We start from the raw sequence: 3,224 nt of genomic DNA, 5'->3' as shown, positions 1-3,224 counted from the left end.
CTGTGTGTTATGCCGAGTTATTTACCCAAGGATACTTATTTTACGCACATTTCTGGGATTGACTCCTCATAACATTTATCTCGGCATAAGGTGGATTATGTGGAGCTCGGCATAATCCACCTTGCGGTGAACCTTCTTCTGTGTCAATGACCACTCCATTTTCCATTACCCCACTTTTGTAAACGGTAAAATAAATTCCATAGTAGGCGGCATTTAAAATTCCATAGTTTCGGCATTTTATTTTCCATAGATCATGCTTCCAAAGATATACTTTTCTTTGGAGGTGAAGAAAGGTGAAAAGTTGGATGATCTATGAAAAAATTCAAGAACTGAAACGTCACAAACTGAACAAGTCCCAGACCAGCAAGGCGCTTGGAATTGACTTCAAGACAGTCAACAAGTACTGGGATATGCCGCCAGATGACTTTGCCATTGCCAGGCAAAATGCTGGTTGCAGGCGTAAGAAGGCAGACATCTACAAAGAATACGTTGTTGAATGTTTGCAGAAGTACCCAGATATGACAGCCGCTCAGATATACGACTGGATCAAAGAGCAGACCGGCAAGAAAGATCTGGAATTCCAGGAACGGGCCTTCAGGAACTATGTTGCAGCCATCAGGAAGGAATACGATATCAAAAAGCCTGAGCACACCAGACAGTATGAAGCTACTGAAGATCCGCCATTTGGCAAACAGGCTCAGGTAGATATGGGCGAGATAATTCTTGAGACAGCTTCCGGCCGAAGCAAGAAAGTCTACTGTTTTGGAATGGTACTCTCCAATTCGCGTCAGAAGTATGGCTTATGGCGTGAGAAGCCATGGACAACAAGAAGCTTTATCGAGGCACATATCAAGGCATTTGAGTTCTTTGGTGGAAGACCTCAGGAAATCGTCTATGATCAGGACAAGGTTCTTGCAGTAAGCGAGAATCACGGGGATATCATCTATACTGACGAGTTCCAGGTATTTAAGGAAACGATTGGATTTAGTGTCTTCCTGTGTCACGGAGCTGATCCGGAAAGCAAAGGACGTATCGAGAATGTAGTAAAGTACTTAAAGCACGGCTTTGCTGAACACAGGATATTTGAAGATATAGATAGTTTCAATGAAGCCTGCATTGCATGGCTTGAAAGAACTGGAAACGGAAAGGTTAACGAAACAACAAAAAAGATACCGGCAGAAGTATTCGCCCTCGAAAAGGAATACCTCATACCAGTATCAGAATACGGTTTTGAAAAACCTGTCAACGAAAGTATAACCTATCAGGTTCGCAAAGACAACGTGGTACTTTTCCATAGCAACAGATACCGAGTGCCTAAAGGAACTTACTCCAAAGGCAAGAAGGTATACATGATAACAGAAGGTGGCGAGGTTTCCATTGTTGATGCATCGACCGGAGAGATATATGCAACACACCCGATATCTGCGGGCAAAGGTGAGCTCATAGGCTCAGCCACAAATGACTATCGTGAAAAAAGTCAGTCTCTCAAGGAGCTTGAAGCTGATGTTCTGTCAAAGTTCAATGACAGCGAGTCGGCTGGGAAGTTTTTTGATGAACTCTATCATCAGAAACAGCGCTACTATCGTGACCAGCTTCAGATAGTCAAGAAGCTCTTTCTGGAATACGATGGCAGGTTCATAAACAAAGCCCTTTCGTACTGCCTTGAAAGAGACATTTACTCCGCTGTTGAACTTAAATCAGCTACTGCATATCTGTTCAGCTTTGAAGCGGACAAGAACAAAACAGAAAAGCCAGGAAAGGTACAGCTGCCAGAGAAATACAGAGGCGGCAGCCCTGAAAAACGCGATCTCAGGATATATGAGGATGCTATGAAGGGAGGTGCCATGAATGGATAAGATACAGACCTTAAAGACTTCAGCCAGAAGCCTTGGGCTGATACATACAAGAGATGCCCTTGACGAGGTGATCCATACCGCTGAAACTGAGCAGCACAGTTACCTGGATTTCCTTACATACGTCTTTGACGGAGAGATACTTTACCGCCAGAACAAAGCAAGGGACAAACGCATAAAGGAGGCAGGATTTCCCTATCCCAAATATCTTAAGGACTTTGATCTGACATTCTGCAAAGCCATTAGCAAGAAGCAGTTCAAACAGCTCACAGAGCTGACCTGGATAGACGGACTATACAACTTAATACTTTCCGGTCCTCCCGGAGTTGGAAAGACACACCTTGCAATCGGACTTGGATATCAAGCATGTGAAGATGGCTACAAGGTAAGCTACACCACAATGCAGTCTCTCATAAAGGTTCTGCGCACCGAAGAAATAGACCGACATGCAGGCGTCAAACTGAGAAGGATACGCGCATCAAACCTTTTGATAATAGACGAGGTAGGATATCTTCCCATCTCTGCTACAGAGGGAAATCTATTCTTCCAGCTGATATCTGAACTGCAGGAGCGTACATCGATAATCATTACTACCAACAAGGGATTTGAAGAATGGACAGAGTTTCTCGGAGATGCAGCACTTGCCACTGCCATCCTGGACAGGCTTTCCTACCAGTGCGACAAGATCCCTATGAATGGTAAAAGCTACAGACTCGAGAACAGGAAATCATTCTTAAATGAAACCGGAAAGGATAAGTGAATATATGAAAAAAGAAAAAGAATACCAGGCCATGCTTGATGAGGAACTCAGGGAATACCTGAAGGTCACAAAGATGACTGCAAAGGAGCGTAAAGCCCTTCGTGAGTGGGTAGCTACAGGTCACAGCGTACATGAGAACAACGCAATGGCTGTGTACGAGGGAGGATGTCCTATAGATTTCCTGGATATATACCGTGAAGAGGAAGAAATCAGACAGGCCACAAAAGAAATGAGTCCAGAAGATGCTCGTAAGTATGCGATGGAATACTACGGATGGTCAGATGAACCTAATGATCATGAACCAGAACCTTTAGATGATATCGACTTTTCAAAGATAGAGGGAAAGATACTGGATTTCATCTTAGGTGATTAAGCAACTAGGGCTGTCGTTTGCGCGGCAGCCCATGAATAAAGACAAGTATGGAAAATAAAATGCCGCAGGCTATGGAATCTTAAATGCCGCGGACTCAGGAAAATAAAATGCCGAAATTTCGGGAAAAGTACTTGCCGGTTACAACTTTTCAGATAGCGCTTTATTAGTTGAACTACACGTTCATCCTTCACATTCTTTCTGAGGAGATTGATAAGGATTTCATGATTCAAGGTGTCGA

The 3,224-nt window shown here is 43.6% G+C and carries 3 protein-coding genes; all 3 read left to right on the top strand.

The window, feature by feature from the left end:
- Positions 1 to 293 precede the first annotated feature (293 nt).
- The 3 genes from istA to G636_RS0114355 are packed head-to-tail and all read left to right on the top strand — an operon-like array spanning position 294 to position 2,986.
- Positions 294 to 1,856 (top strand): IS21 family transposase, encoded by a 1,563-nt coding sequence (istA, locus tag G636_RS0114365; protein ID WP_155832410.1) that lies wholly within the window; start codon positions 294 to 296, stop codon positions 1,854 to 1,856.
- Positions 1,849 to 2,613, top strand: coding sequence for an IS21-like element helper ATPase IstB (istB, locus tag G636_RS0114360; protein WP_026508605.1), 765 nt, complete (start codon positions 1,849 to 1,851; stop codon positions 2,611 to 2,613). Before istA ends, istB begins: the two co-directional genes overlap by 8 nt.
- Entirely contained in the window at positions 2,591 to 2,986 is a 396-nt protein-coding gene (locus tag G636_RS0114355; RefSeq protein WP_026508604.1) for a hypothetical protein, read from the top strand. The genes istB and G636_RS0114355 overlap by 23 nt, the downstream gene beginning before the upstream one ends.
- The last annotated feature ends 238 nt before the right edge of the window (positions 2,987 to 3,224 follow it).

Origin of the sequence: Butyrivibrio sp. MC2013 (assembly GCF_000424585.1) — a bacterium.
GTDB lineage: Bacteria > Bacillota > Clostridia > Lachnospirales > Lachnospiraceae > Butyrivibrio.
The sequence above is the reverse complement of the archived record's forward strand: the minus strand, read 5'-3'. Positions and strand labels throughout refer to the sequence as shown.